This is a genomic window from Streptomyces sp. NPDC047869 (assembly GCF_040704065.1).
GTDB lineage: Bacteria > Actinomycetota > Actinomycetes > Streptomycetales > Streptomycetaceae > Streptomyces.
Window position 1 is genome coordinate 1 of the sequence record NZ_JBEYRK010000026.1, and the last position, 16,341, is coordinate 16,341.

The following is a 16,341-nucleotide window of genomic DNA, read 5'->3' on the forward strand; positions in this document are numbered from 1 at the left end:
AACGCTCGGCTGGGAAACCCCAGCCGAGCGCCTGCATAAACTGCTCGCGGCCTGATCAACACGACCACGTGTTGCAACGACCCCTAGAAAGCACCGTGGGGAACCGGGCCTTCGTGCTCTTCCGGCGACTACGCCTTGCGGAGCCGGAACGTGAGGGACAGGCCCTCGTCCGTGAACGGCTCGCCGTAGCCGGCGTCGGCCTCGCCCTGGGCGAAATCGGTCGCCAGGACCTCCTCGGCGATCAGGCCGGCGTGCTCCGAGAGGGCCGCGATGACCGCCGGGTCCGTGGAGGTCCAGCGCAGCGCGATGCGGTCGGCGACGTCCAGGCCGCTGTTCTTGCGGGCCTCCTGGATCAGCCGGATCGCGTCACGGGCGAGGCCCGCCTGCCGCAGCTCCTCCGTGATCTCCAGGTCCAGCGCCACCGTGGCACCGGAGTCGGAGGCCACCGACCAGCCCTCGCGCGGGGTCTCCGTGATGATCACCTCGTCGGGGGCCAGGGTGACCGTCTCCCCGTCTACCTCCACCGACGCCGTGCCCGCGCGCAGGGCGAGGGAGAGCGCGGCCGCGTCCGCGTTCGCGATCGCCTTGGCCACGTCCTGCACCCGCTTGCCGAACCGCTTGCCCAGAGCACGGAAGTTGGCCTTGGCCGTCGTGTCGACCAGCGAACCGCCGACTTCGGAGAGGGACGCCAGCGAGGAGACGTTCAGCTCCTCCGTGATCTGCGCGTGCAGCTCCCGGTCCAGGGCCTCGAAGCCGGTGGCGGCGATCAGCGCCCGGGACAGCGGCTGGCGGGTCTTGACGCCCGACTCCGCGCGCGTGGCACGGCCGAGTTCCACCAGGCGGCGGACCAGGACCATCTGCCTGGACAGCTCCGGGTCGATCGCCGACAGGTCCGCCTCGGGCCAGGTCGCCAGGTGGACCGACTCGGGGGCGCCCGGGCTCACCGGCACCACCAGGTCCTGCCACACCCGCTCGGTGATGAACGGGGTGATCGGCGCCATCAGCTTCGTGACGGTCTCCAGCACCTCGTGCAGCGTCCGCAGCGCCGCCTTGTCGCCCTGCCAGAAGCGGCGGCGGGAGCGGCGGACGTACCAGTTCGACAGGTCGTCCACGAACGCGGACAGCAGCTTGCCGGCGCGCTGGGTGTCGTACGCCTCCAGGGACTGCGTCACCTGGTCGGTGAGCGCGTGCAGTTCGGACAGCAGCCAGCGGTCCAGCAGCGGACGCTCGGCCGGGGCCGGGTCGGCGGCGGACGGCGCCCACTCGGACGTGCGGGCGTACAGGGCCTGGAAGGCGACCGTGTTCCAGTACGTCAGCAGCGTCTTGCGGACGACCTCCTGGATGGTGCCGTGGCCGACGCGGCGGGCCGCCCACGGGGAGCCGCCGGCCGCCATGAACCAGCGCACCGCGTCGGCGCCGTGCTGGTCCATGAGCGGGATCGGCTGCAGGATGTTGCCCAGGTGCTTGGACATCTTGCGGCCGTCCTCGGCGAGGATGTGGCCCAGGCAGACGACGTTCTCGTACGACGACTTGTCGAACACCAGCGTGCCGACGGCCATCAGCGTGTAGAACCAGCCGCGGGTCTGGTCGATGGCCTCGCAGATGAACTGCGCCGGGTAGCGGGCCTCGAACAGCTCCTTGTTCTTGTACGGGTAGCCCCACTGCGCGAACGGCATCGAACCCGAGTCGTACCAGGCGTCGATGACCTCCGGCACGCGCGTGGCCGTCAGGCCGCAGTCCTCGTGTCGGCAGACGAAGGTGACGTCGTCGATGTAGGGCCGGTGCGGGTCGAGGTTCGACTGGTCGGTGCCGGTCAGCTCGGACAGCTCCGCGCGCGAGCCGACACAGGTGAGGTGGCCCTCCTCGCAGCGCCAGATGGGCAGCGGGGTGCCCCAGTAGCGGTTGCGGGACAGCGCCCAGTCGATGTTGTTGTTCAGCCAGTCGCCGTACCGGCCGTGCTTGACCGTGTCCGGGAACCAGTTCGTCTTCTCGTTCTCCTGGAGCAGACGGTCCTTGATCGCGGTGGTGCGGATGTACCAGGACGGCTGCGCGTAGTACAGCAGCGCGGTGTGGCAGCGCCAGCAGTGCGGGTAGCTGTGCTCGTACGGCAGGTGCCGGAAGAGCAGGCCGCGCTCCTTCAGGTCCTCGGTGAGCTTCTCGTCGGCCTTCTTGAAGAAGACGCCGCCGACGAGCGGGACGTCCTCCTCGAAGGTGCCGTCCGGACGGACCGGGTTCACCACGGGCAGGCCGTAGGAGCGGCAGACCTTGAGGTCGTCCTCACCGAACGCGGGGGACTGGTGGACCAGACCCGTACCGTCCTCGGTGGTCACGTACTCGGCGTTCACCACGTAGTGCGCCGGCTCCGGGAACTCGACCAGCTCGAAGGGGCGCCGGTAGGTCCAGCGCTCCATCTCGGCGCCGGTGAAGGACTGGCCGGTGGTCTCCCAGCCCTCGCCGAGCGCCTTGCCGACGAGCGGCTCGGCGACGACGATCCTCTCCTGGCCGTCGGTGGCGACGACGTAGGTGACCTCGGGGTGCGCGGCGACCGCGGTGTTGGACACCAGGGTCCAGGGGGTCGTCGTCCACACCAGGAGCGCGGCCTCGCCGGCCAGCGGACCGGAGGTGAGCGGGAAGCGGACGTACACGGACGGGTCCACGACCGTCTCGTAGCCCTGCGCCAGCTCGTGGTCGGACAGGCCGGTGCCGCAGCGCGGGCACCAGGGGGCGACCCTGTGGTCCTGGACCAGCAGGCCCTTGTCGAAGATCTCCTTCAGCGACCACCAGACGGACTCGATGTACTCGGGGTCCATCGTGCGGTACGGGTCCTGGAGGTCGGCCCAGTAGCCCATGCGGGTCGTGAGCTCTTCGAAGGCGTCCGTGTGCCGGGTCACCGACTCGCGGCACCTGGCGTTGAACTCGGCGATGCCGTACGCCTCGATGTCCTGCTTGCCGGAGAAGCCGAGCTCCTTCTCGACGGCCAGCTCCACGGGGAGGCCGTGGCAGTCCCAGCCGGCCTTGCGGGCCACGTGGTAACCGCGCATGGTGCGGAAGCGCGGAAAGACGTCCTTGAAGACGCGGGCCTCGATGTGGTGGGCGCCGGGCATGCCGTTCGCGGTGGGCGGGCCCTCGTAGAACACCCACTCGGGGCGTCCCTCGGACTGCTCCAGGCTCTTGGCGAAGATCTTCTGCTCGCGCCAGAAGTCGAGCACGGCGTGCTCAAGCGCGGGCAGGTCGACCTGGGCGGGCACCTGGCGGTACGTCGGCGCTGTCATCTGCGAGCATCCTCCAACGGACTTGCTGCCTTCCGTCGGAGGGACGAGAGCTCTTTCCTGTCCACGCCGTGTGCGGCGCGCTCCCGCGGTACCACCCTCCTTGGCTCCCCGCCGCGCCGTCCGCGCCGGTGAGCCCCCTCATTGGGGTCGCGAAGCCGGTTCTACTCGCCGTGGCGGCTGCCACGGCTTTCTTCCGGCGGCTCCGGGGTGATCTTCACGTCGCGCTCGCCCCCGGGCTCACACCGTCCCCGGGTCGCTCTGCGCTGCGTACGCCGCTACTCGTCCCCATCCATGCTTCTCGCTCCGCCCAGTGTACGGCGCCGCGCGGACAGCGGCCGACCGCTTTTCCCGCGCGCGTGAGGAGGCGGGGAGGAGAGCGGGCGGGATGACCCGAATGGCGAGGGGGGAGGCGCTCGCGCCATGGCGCGCTCCGCTTCGCGGATTACCCGGCGGGGAGCGGGGCACAACGGTTGCAGGTCCGCTGCTCGGGGGATGCGGGCGGGCGAATCGGGCGGTGTGCCCCGTTGCCGCGGGACTCAAGTCGATTTATCGTCCCAGCACGATTCGCGAGCAAGATCACGGTATGTGAAGGGGCCGCGGCCATGGTGGCGAAGAAGCCCGCCGTACAGCAGCCGGCGTCCGGCCGCTCCAGTGGCGCGGCCGCCTCCGGCGGCGAGGCCGGGGGAGCCGGCGGCAGGAAGACCACGCGCGCGGATGCCGTCCCGGCCGGGCGGGCGAGGCCGGTGAGGACGGCCCGGGCAACGGCGGCCGACGCGAAGCGGCACCACGCGGCGGCGTCCGCCGGGACGCCCGCGTCCACCGGGACGGGGACGGGAAGCAGCCCGGCGCGTGCCGGTGGCGGCACGAAGGCCGGTGCGTCCACCGGGAAACGGGCGTCGGCCGGGAAGGCTCCGGCCGAGGGGACGTCGGCTGGGAGGGCTTCCGCCGAGGGGACGTCGGCTGGGAGAGCTGCCGCCGAGGTGACGCCGGCCGGGAAGGGGCCGGAGAAGGCGCCGGCCGGGAAGGCGGCCGCGAGGACCGCGGCCGGCAAGGGCACGGCCACCGAGGACGGCGCCACGAAGACGGCGGTCAAGAAGAGGGCGGCGAGGACAGGCGCCGCTGAGGAGGGTGCCCCCACGGAGAGTGCCGCCGAGCAAGGGGACTCCGCGGAAAAGGCCGCCAAGAAGGGGGCCGCCAAGAAGGGGGTCGCCGATAACGGGGCAGCCACGAAGGCCAAGGCCAGGAAGCCGGCCGGCGCTGCCGAGCAGGCGGCCGGCAAGAAGGCGGGCGCGGACAAGGCGGACGCGAAGAAGACGAGCGCGAAGAAGACGAGCGCGAAGAAGGCGGCGGTCGGGAGCATGAGCGTGGAGCAGCCGGCCAGGGCGGCGGCCGAGGAAACGGTCGGCGGGAAGCCGGCCCACAAGCGGGCGGCGGCCAGGGAGACGGCTGCGAAGGGGAGGGGGACGAAGGACGTGACCGGTGCGGAGGCGACCGGGACGGGCGCGGCCGTCGGGAATCCGGCCCGGAAGCACACGGCGGCCACAGGGAAGGCTTCGAAGGGGACGGCCGGTGAGGAGGCGACCGTGAAGAAGACGGCCGTGAAGAAGACGGCCGCCGGGAAAGTGGTCACCGGGAAAGTGGTCGGAAAGGGCGCGGGAGGGAAGGGATCTGCCGTCGAGGGCACGGCCGGGAAGGACACGGCCGCCGTGAAGACGGGTGCAGGGAAAGCGGCCGCGCACGCGGCGACCGGAAAGGCGGGCGGAGAAGCGGCCGTCACCGAGCGGACGGCCACCGAGGGCCCCTCCTCGGAGGCGGCCGGCAAGAGCACGGCCAAGAAGGCGGGCGCGGCGCGGGCCGCGAAGCAGACGGGAGCCACGACAGTGGTTGCGAAGAAGACTCCTGGCACGGCCGCGGCGAAGCAGAGCGCCGTTCCCAAGGCGCGGCTCGCCGCGGCGGAACCCGGCGATCTGGCGGTACGCCCCGGCGAGGACCCCTGGACCCCCGAGGAGGTCGCCGAGGCCCGCGCCGAACTGTCGTCCGAGGTGGACCGGCTGCGCACCGAGATCAGCTCGTCCGAGACCGCCCTCGTCGGCCTGATGCGCGACTCCGGTGACGGCGCCGGCGACGACCAGGCCGACACCGGCACCAAGAACATCACGCGCGAGCACGAGATGGCGCTGGCCGCCAACGCGCGCGAGATGCTGACCCAGAACGAGCACGCCCTGGAACGGCTGGACGCGGGCACCTACGGACTGTGCGAGAACTGCGGCGATCCCATCGGCAAGGCGCGTATGCAGGCGTTCCCGAGGGCCACCCTGTGCGTGGAGTGCAAGCAGAAACAGGAACGCCGCTCCTGAGCGCCGGGGCCGGCCGGGGCGTGACGTACTCTCGTCCTCAGTCAGGCACCTAGGTTGAGGGACTCACGTGGCAGAGGCGGAGCGCATCATCGGTACGCCGGACACCCCGGACGACAGCGGCGAGCGGACGGCGGCGGCCGAAGCACCCGCCGGGTCCGGCGCGTCCGGTACGCCCGGGACCGGCGAGCAGACGGCGCCGGCGCGGCAGCGGAGCGGACGCGGGCGCCGGATCGCCGTGCTGTTCGCGGTGGCCGTGTTCGCGTACGCCCTCGACCTCATCAGCAAGATGCTGGTGGTGGCGAAGCTGGAGCACCACGCGCCGGTCCAGGTGGTCGGGGACTGGCTGGAGCTGCACGCCATCCGCAACCCGGGCGCGGCCTTCGGCTTCGGAGCCGCCTTCACGATCATCTTCACGCTGATCGCGGCCGCGGTGATCGTGGTGATCGTCCGCCTCGCCCGCAAGCTCTACAGCCTGCCCTGGGCGATCGCGCTCGGCCTGCTGCTCGGTGGTGCGCTCGGCAACCTCACCGACCGCATCTTCCGGGCGCCCGGCGTCTTCCAGGGCGAGGTGGTGGACTTCATCGCGCCGAAGGGCTTCGCGGTGTTCAACCTGGCCGACTCGGCGATCGTGTGCGGCGGCATCCTGATCGTGCTGCTGTCGTTCCGCGGTCTGGACCCGGACGGCACCGTCCACAAGGACTGAGACCGGCCCCGGCCCGGGACCGTTGTCCACAGGCTCGTTCGGGGCAGGCGGAGCCGTCCGGCATACTCGACGGGTGAGCACGATTCCCGAGATCCGTACCCTGCCCGTGCCCGACGGCTTGGAGGGCGAGCGCGTCGACGCCGCCATCTCCCGCATGTTCGGCTTCTCCCGTACGAAGGCGGCGGAACTCGCCGCGGCAGGCAAGGTGCAGGTCGACGGCACGGTGGTCGGCAAATCCGAGCGGGTGCGCGGCGGCGCCTGGCTCGAGGTCGAGATGCCGCAGGCCCCGGTGCCCGTGCAGGTGGTCGCCGAGCCGGTCGAGGGCATGGAGATCGTGCACGACGACGACGACGTGGTCGTGATCGTCAAGCCGGTCGGTGTGGCCGCGCACCCCTCGCCGGGCTGGAGCGGCCCGACCGTCATCGGCGGCCTCGCCGCCGCCGGCTACCGGATCTCCACCTCCGGCGCCGCCGAGCGCCAGGGCATCGTGCACCGCCTGGACGTGGGCACGTCCGGCCTGATGGTGGTCGCCAAGTCGGAGCGGGCGTACACCTCGCTCAAGCGCCAGTTCAAGGAGCGCACGGTCGACAAGCGCTACCACACTCTCGTCCAGGGCCACCCGGACCCGACGAGCGGCACCATCGACGCGCCCATCGGCCGCCACCCGAACCACGACTACAAGTGGGCGGTCACGGCCGAAGGCAAGCCCTCCGTGACGCACTACGACCTCATCGAGGCATTCCGCGCCGCCTCCCTGCTCGACGTGAAGCTGGAGACCGGCCGCACCCACCAGATCCGCGTCCACATGTCCGCCCACCGCCACCCCTGCGTAGGCGACCTCACCTACGGCGCCGACCCGACCCTCGCCAAGCGGCTGCGCCTGACCCGCCAGTGGCTGCACGCCGTGCGGCTCGGCTTCGAGCACCCCGGCGACGGGCAGTGGGTGGAGTTCGGCTGCGACTACCCCGAGGACCTGCAGCAGGCCCTCGACCAGGTCCGCGAGGAGACGTACGCGTGAGCGCGCCGTACACCGTCCGCGTCGCCGAGGACCCCGCCGACCGGGAGGCCTGCTTCGCGGTGCGCAAGGAGGTGTTCGTCGTCGAGCAGGGCGTAGCCCAGGACATCGAGTACGACGCCTACGACGCCGTCGCGGTCCATGTTCTCGCCGTCCGTGAGGACGGCGTGCCGCTCGGCACCGGACGTCTGCTGTACGGCGAGGCCGCCGCCGCGAAGACCGGCGGGGACGCCGCGGTGGGCTCCCTCGGCCGGCTCGCCGTCGCCCGTCCGGCGCGCGGTCTCGGCGTCGGCGCGGCCCTGGTGCGGGCCGTCGAGGAGGCGGCACGCGCGCGTGGCCTGGCCGCGGTGGACCTGCACGCGCAGATCCAGGCCCTGGGTTTTTACGAGCGTCTCGGGTACGAGACGTACGGCCCGGAGTTCCCGGACGCGGGGATCCCGCACCGGGCCATGCGGCGCGTCCTCTAGACCGCCGGTACGGCCGGGGCGCGAGCGTCGTGGCAGGCTGGAGACCTGCCGTGTGATCGTCGACTCCCGGAGCGCTTGCCGTGGATCAGTTGGCCCTGTTGTTCGTGCTGTTGCTCGGGGCCCTGCTGAGCGTTCCCGTCGGGAACCGGTTCGGGGTGCCGGCGCCGGTGCTGATGACCCTGCTCGGCGGCGTCCTCGCGGTGGCCGACTTCGTGCCCAACGTGGAGTTCCCGCCCGAGCTGATCCTGCCCGCGCTGCTGCCGCCGCTGCTCTACGCCGCCGTACGCCGCACCTCCTGGCGGCAGTTCACGGCGAACAAGCGGCCGATCTTCCTGCTGGCCGTCGCCCTGGTCTTCGTGACGACGTTCTGCGTGGCCGCGGTCGCCCACGCCATCGTGCCCGGGCTGCCCGTCGCCGCCGCCGTGGTGCTGGGCGCGCTGATCGCCCCGCCGGACCCGGTCGCCGCCACCGCCGTCGCCGGGCAGCTCGGACTTCCGCGCCGCCTGGTGTCGATCCTGGAGGGCGAGGGGCTCTTCAACGACGTGACGGCCATCGTGCTTTACCACGTGGCAGTCGCCGCCGCTGTGAGCGGGGAGTTCTCCGCGTGGGACGCCGGGCTCGACCTGGTCCTGTCCGCCGTGGTCGCGGTCGCCGTCGGGCTGGCGCTGGGCTGGTTCGCGAACAAGTTGATGGACTGGCTCGGCGACCCCACGCTGCAGATCGGGCTCACCCTGCTGGTGCCCTTCGCCTCCTACGTGCTCGCCGAGGAACTGCACGGTTCCGGGGTGCTCGCGGTGCTCACCACCGCGCTCTTCCTCTCCGAGTACGCCACCGACGCCGACGACGTGCTGACCCGGCTGGCCGGACACACCTTCTGGGACATCATCGACACGCTCGTCACCGGCGTCGCCTTCGGGCTGATCGGTCTCGAGCTGCACAACGCCATCCGGACGGCGTCCGGGCGCTGGGGTGAGCTGCTCGGCTGGGCGGCGGCGATCGCGGGCGTGGTGGTGGTCGTACGGCTGCTGTGGCTGCTGCCCGCCACCTGGCTGACCAAGCGGCTGCACGCCCGGCGGGACATCGAGGAGGAGATCCCCATGAGCTGGCGGGAGACCGTCGTCATGTGGTGGTCCGGGATGCGCGGGGTGGCCTCGGTGGCGCTGGTGCTGGCCATCCCGCTGGAGACCGACGCCGGCAAGCCGTTCCCCGACCGGGACGAGCTCGTGTTCATCGCCTTCGGGGTGATCATCGTCACGCTGGTGCTGCAGGGCCTGACGCTGCCGTGGCTGGTGCGGCGGCTGGGGGTGCGGGCCGACTCCGAGCGGGAGTCGGAGTTCGAGAAGGAGCTGGCGGTGCGGGCCGCCGGGGCCGCGAAGCGCAGGCTGCGGGAGATCGAGCAGGTGGAGGAGATGCCCGAGGAGCTCTCTGAGCAGATGCTGCGGCGGGCCTTCGACATCGGCATCCGGATCAGCCCGGACATGGGCGAGGAGGAACGCCGGGAGGCGCAGCACCAGCGGGCGCGGCGGCTGAAGCGGGTGCGGCGGATCCAGGGCGAGATGCTGAGCGCCGCGCGGCACGAGGTGCTGGCGGCGCGCAGCGAGCCGGGCGCCGATCCGGAGATCGTGGACCGGGTGCTGCGCCACCTCGACGTGCGCAGCCTGCGCTGACACCGGTGGCGCCGGGGCTCACCCCGCGATGTGGCCGGCGCCCTCGCTTCGACGGGCGCCGGCCACCTCACCGCGCGGAGTGGCCAGGCCGACGGCGGTGCCGTGCGCGGGCACCGGCCAGGCGCCCGGTCAGCCCCGGCCGGTGCGCGGGAACTCGTATGCCCTGCGGAGCGTCGCGCGGTCGGGCGACGGAATGCGGTTGGGGGCGAGGACCGCGTCCGAGGTGTTGACCCGGGGGAGCGCGTAGGGGTGCTCCGCCGACAGCCAGGTGATCATCTCCTCGCGCACGGCGACCCGTACCGTCCAGATGTCGTCCGCGTCCTTGGCGGTCACCAGGGCGCGAACCTGGATGGTGTTCGGTGTGGAGTCGGTCACCACCAGGTTGTAGGCGCGGCCGTCCCAGGCCGGGCACTGGCGCAGGATGTCGCGGAGCTTCTCGCGCATCGCCTCGATCGGCGCGCTGTGGTCCAGGTGCCAGTAGACGATGCCCGTCATCTGCGGGGTGCCCCGCGACCAGTTCTCGAACGGGTTGGACGTGAAGTACGACACCGGCATCGTGATCCGCCGCTCGTCCCAGGTCCGCACCGTCAGGAAGGTCAGGGTGATCTCCTCGACCGTGCCCCACTCCTCGTTCACGACGACCGTGTCGCCGATGCGCACCATGTCACCGAAGGCGATCTGCAGCCCCGCGAACAGGTTGGACAGGGTCGACTGGGCGGCGACACCGGCGACGATGCCGAGGATGCCGGCGGAGGCCAGCAGCGAGGCACCGGCCGCGCGCATCGCCGGGAACGTCAGCAGCATCGAGGCGGCGGCCACCACGATGACGATCGCCGATACCACCCGCATGATCAGCTCCACCTGGGTGCGCACCCGGCGCACCCGGGCCACGTCCCGGTGGGCGCGTGCGTAGCGGCTGTACGAGGTCTCGACGATCGCCGCCGCGATCCGGATCACCAGCCAGGCGGCGGACCCGATGAGGACCAGCGTCAGCGTCCGGCCGATGCCGGCCCGATGCTGCTCCAGCAGTTCGGCCTGGTCGTAGGAGCCTCTGAGCATGGCGGCGCAGAGGACCAGTTGGTAGGGGATGCGGCCACGCCGCAGCAGCTCCCATAGCGGGGTGTCGGAATCTCGGGCGTCGGCCTTGCGCAGCAGCAGGTCCGTCACCCAGCCGATGGCCAGGGTGAGCACGACGGAGCTGCCGATCACGATCAGAGGGCGGAGTACGTTCTCCATGCCTCCGCTCCTAACCGTTGGTCGGCAGGCATGAACATGTGAGTTCGCCGCGCATCTGGGTACGGCGGTTCCGGCCTCGTCCGGCCCGGCTGGCACCATGGCCTCATGAACATCATGCTCTTTCACTCGACCTACGGGCTCAGGCCGGCGGTGCGCGAGGCCGCCGACCGGCTGCGCGCGGCGGGCCACGAGGTGTGGACGCCCGACCTCTTCGAGGGGCGCACGTTCGGGACGGTCGAGGAGGGCATGGAGTTCAACGAGCGGATCGGCAAGGAGGAGCTGCTGAAGCGGGCCGTGCTGGCGGCGGCGCCCTACTCCGAGCGCGGTCTCGTGTACGCCGGGTTCTCGCTCGGCGCGTCCGTGGCCCAGACGCTGGCCCTCGGCGACGAGCGGGCCCGGGGCCTGCTGCTCCTGCACGGCACGTCGGACATCGCCCCGAACGCGCACGTGGACGAGCTGCCGGTGCAGCTGCACGTGGCCGAGCCGGACCCGTTCGAGACCGACGACTGGCTGAGCGCCTGGTACCTGCACATGGGCCGGGCGGGCGCGGACGTGGAGGTCTACCGGTACGCCGGAGCCGGTCACGTCTACACCGACCCCGGCCTGCCGGACTACGACGAGGAGGCCGCCGAGGCCACCTGGCGGGTGGCGCTCGGCTTCCTCGACAGTCTGTAGCCGCGCCCGGAGCGGACGGCTACACCGGGTCGTAGGTGCGCTCGACCTTCTGCGTGCCGCTGCGCGTGCGGTACGAACGCACCCAGGCGGAGGTCGCGTTCGCGTCGGTGCGGTCGGACAGGACGTAGTAGTCCATCTGCGCGCGGTCGGCGGTGATGTCCAGCACGCCGTAGCCGTGCCGGTCGGTGTCCACCCAGTGGACGTGCCGGTTGGCGGCCCTGATGACCGGCGACGCGACCGCCGAGACGGTGCCCTCGGGCACCTTCACGATGTCGTCGAGGTTGTCGGAGGTGACCGACGTGACCACGAACTCGGTGGCCGCCGACGCCGACAGCGGGTAGGTGCCCGCGTCCACCGGCACGTCGTTGGCCCACGCCATGTGGATGTCACCGGTCAGGAAGACGGTGTTGCCGATGGCGTTCGAGCGCAGATGGGCGAGGAGTTCGCGCCGGTCGTCGGTGTAGCCGTCCCACTGGTCGGTGTTGACGGCGATGCCCTCCTGCGGCAGGCCCAGCAGCTTGGCGAGCGGCCTCAGCAGGTCCGCGGAGAGGGAGCCGACGGCGAACGGCGAGATCATCACGGAGTTGCCGACCAGCCGCCACTTGGTGTCGGAGGCCTTCAGGCCCGCCTTGAGCCAGTCGAGTTGCGCGCGGCCGGTGAGCGTACGGTCCGGGTCGTCCACCGAACCGCTGGCCGTGGAGGCCTGCTGGGAGCGGAAGGAGCGCAGGTCCAGCAGGGAGAGGTCGGCGAGCTTGCCGAAACGCAGCCGCCGGTAGGTGGTGCCCGCGATGGCGGGGCGGACCGGCATCCACTCGAAGTAGGCCTGCTTGGCCGCGGCCTGACGGGCCGACCAGGCGCCCTCGGCGCCCTCGGTGTGGTTCACCGCGCCGCCGGACCAGGCGTTGTCGGCGAACTCGTGGTCGTCCCAGATCGCGATGACCGGCGCCTTCACGTGCAGGGCCTGCAGGTCGGGGTCGGTCTTGTACTTGGCGTGCCGGATCCGGTAGTCGGCGAGGGTGAGGATCTCGTTCGCCGGCGCGTGCGGCCGTACGACCTTGCCCCGGGCCGCGTACTCACCGGACTTGTACTCGTAGACGTAGTCGCCCAGATGCAGCCAGGCGTCCAGGTCGCCGCGGGCCGCGAGGTGGCGGTAGGCGGCGAAGTAGCCGGCCTCCCAGTTGGCGCAGGAGACCACGCCGAAGCGCAGGGAGGACACGGCGGCGTCCGCCGCCGGCGCGGTGCGGGTACGCGCCACCGGGGAGTCGGTGCCGCCGGCGGAGAAGCGGAACCAGTAGTCGGTGGCCGGGGCCAGGCCGCGGATGTCGGCCTTGACGGTGTGGTCGGTCGCGGCCCTGGCGGTGGTCGAGCCCTTGGCGACGACGTCGGTGAGCGCCTTGTCCCGGGCGACGACCCAGCCGACCTCGGTGTCCGGGCCGAGTCCGGAACCGGGTATCGCCTCGGGCACCGGAGTCACCCGGGTCCACAGCAGGATGCCGTCGGGCAGCGGGTCGCCGGAGGCGACGCCGTGCAGGAAGGCGGGGGCCTGGTCGGCCGCGCGAGCCGGAAGGGTGGCGGCGAGCGGGCCGGCCAGCACAGCCGTCGCCGCCGCGGCCTTGACGACCGTACGGCGGCGGGGCGAAAGGGAGTTGAGGCCTTGGTGTGCCTCGGATGATCTGTATCGACTGGTCACGACCGATCAGGTTACTGATCGGTATACGCGAGAGCGGGCGAACTCCGAAAGTTCGCCCGCTCTTCACACGGTGCTCCGGTTCTGACGGAGGGCCAGTGAGGATCAGCCCTTGAGGGCCGCGTCCACCACCCGGTTGTAGTCGGCCACCGTCATGGGCGGGTTGCCCTGGCTGTCGGCGGTGAGCTTCTTGCCGTCCATGACGAAGCTCGGCGTGCCGGACACGCCGTCCTTGTTGTCGTCGAAGGTCTTGGACATCGCCATCGCCCAGGCGTCGTACGTGCCCTTCTTGACCGCGTTCTCGAACTTGGCGTTGTTCTTGAGCGCGGGAACGGTGTCGGCGACCTTGATGAGGTAGTCGTCGCTCTTGAACTTGTCCGTCTGCTCGTCCGGGTGGAACTTGGCCGAGTAGAGCGCGCTCTTGTACTCGAGGAACGCCTCCGGGCTGACGTTGAGCGCGGCGCCGAGCGCGCTCAGCGCGTTCTTGGAGCCCACCGCGTTGTCGCGGTCGATGAACGTGGCACCGACGAACTGGATCTTGTACTTGCCGCCGTCGACGTCCTTCTTCACCGTCGAGCCGACCGTCTGCTCGAACTGGGCGCACACCGGGCAGCGCGGGTCCTCGTAGACCTTCAGGGTCTTCTTGGCGGTGTCCTTGCCGATGACGACCGTGGTGCCCTTGGTGCCCGTGGTGTTGGCCGGGGTGACGACGCTGGAGGCGTCCTTCAGCCCGTCCCAGTAGCCCGGCTTGTTGGCCTGGACGACGGCGTAGCCGATGCCGCCCGCCGCCGCCAGCACGGCCACGACCGAGCCGGCCACGATGATCTGCCGCCTGGCCTTGTCGCGCTTGGCCTGCCGCTCGCGCTCCTGGCGCAGCCGCTCCCGGGCCGCCGTCTTCGCCGACTGGCTGTTCCGCTTGCTCATAGTGTTGATCTCCATGTGGGACGCGCACACGTCGTACGCGGGATACGTGTGGGGGACTGGTCGTGCTCAGCGGTCGCCGCTCAGACGAGGGCGAGAGCGCGGGAGCGCGGCGGTCCACGCCGTCCCAGGGAGTGCACCAGGAGCCGGTCGCGGGCGACGGCCGGCCAGGGGGCCGGGCGCGGCAGTCGGCGGACCGGCAGGAGCCGCACGGTGCCCGATGCCGCCGCCAGCAGCAGCGGCCGGAAGGTGGTGACCGTGACCGCGCCCAGCAGCTGGGCCAGGGCCCGCTCGCCCCGGCGCAGCCAGGCGGCGGCCAGCAGCCCCACGCCGAGGTGCGCGGCGAGCAGCAGCCAGGCGGCGGCCGGGCCGGCGTCCGCGAGCGGGACAACGGCACCACGGCCGGGCGCGCCGGTCACCTGGGCCAGCGGCGAGCCCACGCTGCCGCCCCGGCACAGCACGTCGAAGCCGAACGCGTGCAGGGGGCCCGCGACCGGGCCGCCCGCCCTGCCGTAACAGGACTGCTGGCCGGTGGTGAACACCGTGTCGGCGGCCAGCTCCAGCGGGACCAGCAGGGCCGCGATCCGGCCGAAGCCACGCTCGCGGCCCGCCAGCGCGTACGCGGTGACGAACACTCCGGTGGCGACCGCGGTCACGGTCGCCACCGGCAGCGGGGCCCTGGACAGCAGAACGTGCGACGCGGTGCTGAGCGTCACGACCACTGCCGTGAACAGCGCCGCGCGTACGGCTCTGAGCTGGGTCCCGGAGATGTCCATGGTGACTACAGAGTCTGTCACGCGCGCCGGTAAGGGACTCCTAAAGGAAGCCTGTGAGTCCCGAAGGTCACAGCCCCGGGATCCGGCCGTTGCGGAACAGGTCGAGGAAGGTCTGGTGGTCGGCACGCGCGCGTGCGCCGTAGCCGTGCGCGAAGTCCACCAGGAGCGGCGCGAAGCCCTCCTCGTCGGCCGCGAGGGCCGCGTCGATGGCCCGCTCGGTCGAGAACGGCACCAGCGACTCGCCGGAGGTGTCGTCCGCCGCCGCGTGCATCGTGGCCGTGGCCCGGCCCAGGTCGGCGACGACGGCCGCGATCTCCTCCGGGTCGTCGATGTCGCCCCAGTCCAGGTCGACCGCGTACGGCGAGACCTCGGCGACCAGCTGACCCGCGCCGTCCAGCTCGGTCCAGCCGAGCCACGGGTCGGCGTGCGCCTGCAGCGCGCGCTGGGAGATCACCGTGCGGTGCCCCTCGTGCTGGAAGTACTCCGCGATCGCCGGGTCCGTGATGTGCCGGGAGACCGCCGGGGTCTGGGCCTGCTTGATGTAGATCACGACATCGTTCTCGAGGGCGTCGCTGTGCCCCTCCAGCAGGATGTTGTACGACGGCAGACCCGCCGAACCGATGCCGATGCCCCGGCGGCCCACGACGTCCTTCACCCGGTAGGAGTCCGGGCGGGCCAGCGAGGTCTCCGGAAGCGTCTCCAGATAGCCGTCGAAGGCGGCCAGCACCTTGTACCGGGTGGCGGCGTCGAGCTCGATGGAGCCGCCGCCGGGCGCGAACCGGCGCTCGAAGTCGCGGATCTCCGTCATCGACTCCAGCAGCCCGAAGCGGGTGAGCGAGCGGGCGTCACGCAGCGCGTCCAGCAGCGGACCCTGCGCGGTGTCCAGTGTGAACGGCGGCACCTCGTCGCTCTTGGCGCCCGTGGCCAGGGCGTGGATGCGCTCCCGGTAGGCCTCGGCGTAGATCGTCACCAGTTCGGTGATCTGCTCGTCGCTGAGCGCCTTCGCGTAGCCGACCAGCGCGATGGAGGCGGAGAAGCGCTTCAGGTCCCAGGTGAACGGGCCGACGTAGGCCTCGTCGAAGTCGTTGACGTTGAAGACCAGGCGCCCGTTGGAGTCCATGTAGGTGCCGAAGTTCTCGGCGTGCAGATCGCCGTGGATCCACACGCGCGAGGTGCGGTCGTCGAGGTACGGGCCGCCGCGCTTCTCGGCGTCGAGGTCGTGGTAGAAGAGGCACGCCGTGCCCCGGTAGAACGCGAAGGCCGAGGCCGCCATCTTCCGGAACTTCACCCGGAACGCGGCCGGGTCGGCGGCCAGGAGCCGGCCGAAGGCGGTGTCGAAGACGGCGAGGATCTCCTCGCCGCGCTGCTCGTCGTTGAGCTCGGGGACCGACATCGCGGAGTGCCTCCTGGTGCGGGACGGTGGTGCGTGAACGTGCGTGCGGGGAACGACAGCGTCTCCGCCGTCTTCAACGGGCGACGCCACGCGGGAGTGCCCGGTTCCCGCACGAAGGTACGTGGGGGATGCCCCGCGTGTGTCAGTGCCCGGGCATAGACTTCGACGCTGA

General features: G+C 71.5%; 12 protein-coding genes. 6 read left to right on the forward strand and 6 right to left on the reverse strand.

Going from position 1 to position 16,341, the window contains the following annotated elements:
• Positions 1-128 precede the first annotated feature (128 nt).
• Positions 129-3,272, reverse strand: coding sequence for an isoleucine--tRNA ligase (gene ileS, locus AB0924_RS27810; protein ID WP_366912846.1), 3,144 nt, complete (start codon positions 3,270-3,272; stop codon positions 129-131).
• Between the two features lie 602 nt (positions 3,273-3,874).
• On the opposite strand from ileS, the gene AB0924_RS27815 reads away from it, so the two are divergent.
• From AB0924_RS27815 to AB0924_RS27835, 5 genes are all read left to right on the forward strand, one after another.
• Positions 3,875-5,629, forward strand: a complete 1,755-nt coding sequence (locus AB0924_RS27815; RefSeq protein WP_358931070.1) for a TraR/DksA C4-type zinc finger protein — start codon at positions 3,875-3,877, stop codon at positions 5,627-5,629.
• A gap of 67 nt (positions 5,630-5,696) precedes the next feature.
• A complete protein-coding gene (lspA, locus tag AB0924_RS27820) occupies positions 5,697-6,332 on the forward strand; it encodes a signal peptidase II (protein WP_358931072.1) in 636 nt (211 codons plus the stop codon).
• Between the two features lie 73 nt (positions 6,333-6,405).
• Positions 6,406-7,350 (forward strand): RluA family pseudouridine synthase, encoded by a 945-nt coding sequence (locus tag AB0924_RS27825; RefSeq protein WP_358931074.1) that lies wholly within the window; start codon positions 6,406-6,408, stop codon positions 7,348-7,350.
• Positions 7,347-7,814 carry a GNAT family N-acetyltransferase gene (locus AB0924_RS27830; RefSeq protein ID WP_358931076.1) on the forward strand — a complete coding sequence of 156 codons (468 nt, stop codon included), beginning with the start codon at positions 7,347-7,349 and terminating at the stop codon, positions 7,812-7,814. Before AB0924_RS27825 ends, AB0924_RS27830 begins: the two co-directional genes overlap by 4 nt.
• 80 nt (positions 7,815-7,894) lie before the next feature.
• Positions 7,895-9,481: a Na+/H+ antiporter gene (locus AB0924_RS27835; protein ID WP_358931079.1), complete on the forward strand. Its 1,587-nt coding sequence runs from the start codon at positions 7,895-7,897 to the stop codon at positions 9,479-9,481.
• 129 nt (positions 9,482-9,610) lie between these two features.
• Here AB0924_RS27835 and AB0924_RS27840 read toward each other — a convergent pair whose 3' ends face one another.
• Positions 9,611-10,717, reverse strand: a complete 1,107-nt coding sequence (locus AB0924_RS27840; protein ID WP_358931081.1) for a mechanosensitive ion channel domain-containing protein — start codon at positions 10,715-10,717, stop codon at positions 9,611-9,613.
• Between the two features lie 105 nt (positions 10,718-10,822).
• Between AB0924_RS27840 and AB0924_RS27845 the strand changes: the two genes are divergently transcribed.
• Positions 10,823-11,392, forward strand: coding sequence for a dienelactone hydrolase family protein (locus AB0924_RS27845; RefSeq protein WP_366912847.1), 570 nt, complete (start codon positions 10,823-10,825; stop codon positions 11,390-11,392).
• Positions 11,393-11,411: 19 nt separating this feature from the next.
• Here AB0924_RS27845 and AB0924_RS27850 read toward each other — a convergent pair whose 3' ends face one another.
• The 4 genes from AB0924_RS27850 to AB0924_RS27865 form a co-directional block, all read right to left on the reverse strand.
• Complete coding sequence (locus AB0924_RS27850; protein ID WP_358931086.1) at positions 11,412-13,082, reverse strand: alkaline phosphatase D family protein; 1,671 nt, start codon at positions 13,080-13,082, stop codon at positions 11,412-11,414.
• Between the two features lie 102 nt (positions 13,083-13,184).
• Positions 13,185-14,003, reverse strand: coding sequence for a thioredoxin domain-containing protein (locus AB0924_RS27855; RefSeq protein WP_366912848.1), 819 nt, complete (start codon positions 14,001-14,003; stop codon positions 13,185-13,187).
• 80 nt (positions 14,004-14,083) lie between these two features.
• Positions 14,084-14,776: a hypothetical protein gene (locus AB0924_RS27860; protein WP_366912883.1), complete on the reverse strand. Its 693-nt coding sequence runs from the start codon at positions 14,774-14,776 to the stop codon at positions 14,084-14,086.
• Between the two features lie 67 nt (positions 14,777-14,843).
• On the reverse strand, positions 14,844-16,169 hold the full coding sequence (locus AB0924_RS27865; RefSeq protein WP_358931090.1) for a DUF2252 domain-containing protein: 1,326 nt from the start codon (positions 16,167-16,169) through the stop codon (positions 14,844-14,846).
• Positions 16,170-16,341 lie beyond the last annotated feature (172 nt).